Source organism: Okeania sp. SIO2B9 (assembly GCF_010672505.1).
GTDB lineage: Bacteria > Cyanobacteriota > Cyanobacteriia > Cyanobacteriales > Microcoleaceae > Okeania > Okeania hirsuta.
The window spans coordinates 1-1,656 of sequence record NZ_JAAHGK010001506.1; the positions used below are offsets into that span (position 1 = coordinate 1).

Sequence of the window (1,656 nt, forward strand, 5' to 3'; positions counted from 1 at the left end):
TGCTCTGTTTATTCTACCATTTCTCTAATTATATTTTTGCCATGGATTGGAGCATTATCCATAATTAATACTCAAGGAATTTCTCATCAGGGTGATCAAAATATTGATTACCAGCCTTCAAATCCTTCTGCATTTAAACTTCTTGTGAATATCATTGGGGCAATTAAGTCCTTTTTCTTTTTATTCTCCCCCCTAATAGGTTTTCTCTTTTTCCTCCCTTTCCTTGATAGAGACAAGCGATCGCTCATCTCAATTCACAACGTTTCCCCAAATTCATCACACCAGAAAATCCAGAGTAAAGCTGATTATTTTCCAAGGTGAAATTTCACAACTTCTACTCCCAAACTCAACAGAAGGTTCAGCAACATCTCGTTCCAACAAATCAACAACTTTTCCTACTGCCAAACCAGCATCACTTTCCAAATTCAAAATTGCCTCTCTTCCCAAACATTCATAACACCTTAAAATCCAATATTGATTATTCTCTGACCGTTTCAACGCCATCAAAATTAAATTATCAGTTTCCCAACCTAAGAAACGATAAATTTGTGGCAACCTTCCACCAGATTTTTCAGAACTAATCCACGGCATTACCTTAACAAGTAAAGGCAGATTTAACTCATAACCCCGTTGCACAGTACCAGCACTTTCCCAACTTCCCAAATGAGGATAAATAGCATAAGTAAATTCGTGAATTCCCACATCAGCCTCCTCATCAGGCCAAGTCGAACCCCTTAATAAAGTTAAACGTAATTCATTCGACTTTGCATCATATCCATACTTACAATCATTCAGCAAACTTACCCCATAATTATCATCACTAATATCCGCCCAACGTAAAGCCGGAACTTCCCATTTGGCCTGATCTCTTTCTGTCTGAAACTTAGTCATTCTCTTAATAGCCCCACAAGGAATTTCATAAGTAACAAAATCCGTTTCTATATTTATAGGAAAAGCAGCTTTAACTAAAGTATGACTTTCCTGCCAATTTACCCAACATTTAATTTTTAGCAGTGGAGAACCAAACTCCAAAATATAATCCTGACAAAACTCAGACTTTCCTATTTTTCTAATAACTCGTAGACAACTTCTTAAATCTCCTTTTTCCATCCACCCAATATCTATTAATTTTGCAGCAGCTAAAGGATATTCTTGATAATTTGGATCGATATTCCAAGCATCCCAATATTGACCCTCATCTTGAAAAGCCTGCAATTCATTCCCCTTCCCTTTTCCCAAAACTTCCCGTTCATTAATCTTGTCAAAAATACTCTCCAAATTTCCCGTTTCCCCCTCCACCTTTACCCGTAATAAATCATTCTCTAAAAGCCATCTTTCACCATTTAAACTAACAGTATTGACAAACTCAAATTTTTCTGCTATCCTTTCTGTAAAATGGGGAATAGGTGTGCTCATATATAGTCTTTTGTCCAAACCAGAAAACCCGCAACATAGCCAAAACACTCGATAACCAACCCCAGGTACATCAGAAGCAACAAACAATAAATCCTTATCCGACACCTGAGAACTAACTAATTTTCCCTCATTGTCATAAACTAGCCAGTCATTTCGATCATTTTGCATACCAGCAGAATAATTATCCATATCCAAACCCTCTCCCTGCTGCCTACTCCCCACACCCCAACAATCCTTTTA

General features: G+C 37.3%; 1 protein-coding gene and 1 pseudogene. Both read right to left on the reverse strand.

Translation table 11 applies throughout. The features are described 5' to 3' along the window. Window positions 1-11: 11 nt before the first annotated feature. A pseudogene (locus F6K13_RS32100) lies at window positions 12-226 on the reverse strand (transposase); the annotation flags it as partial. Between the two features lie 50 nt (window positions 227-276). Then, the gene (locus F6K13_RS32105; RefSeq protein WP_287289746.1) at window positions 277-1,605 is read right to left on the reverse strand and encodes a glycoside hydrolase family 38 C-terminal domain-containing protein; all 1,329 of its coding nucleotides are present in this window, start codon (window positions 1,603-1,605) and stop codon (window positions 277-279) included. Window positions 1,606-1,656: the final 51 nt, after the last annotated feature.